General features: G+C 46.5%; 1 protein-coding gene. It reads left to right on the top strand.

All coding sequences use genetic code 11. The annotated features are described in order from the left end of the window. On the top strand, positions 1–202 hold a 202-nt coding region (locus tag GD597_RS21830; RefSeq protein ID WP_171610025.1), incomplete at both ends, for an Ig-like domain-containing protein.

Below are 202 nucleotides of genomic sequence, written 5' to 3'. Positions count from 1 at the left end.
AGTGTATGTGTTGGTCATACGATCAACCTAAATGAAACCACATCCGGCGGCAGCTGGTTAAGTAATAATAGCGGTATCGCTACCATCAGCAGTGGAGGCCTGGTAACAGGTATTAGTGCCGGCACGGTGCGCATCAGTTATACGTTGATCAATGCAGCAGGCTGTAGTGATAGTGTAAGTAAAACCATTGTTGTATCTGCCT

The sequence above is a fragment of the Limnovirga soli genome (assembly GCF_013106755.1).
GTDB lineage: Bacteria > Bacteroidota > Bacteroidia > Chitinophagales > Chitinophagaceae > Limnovirga > Limnovirga soli.
This window is presented reverse-complemented; position numbering and strand designations above follow the sequence as displayed.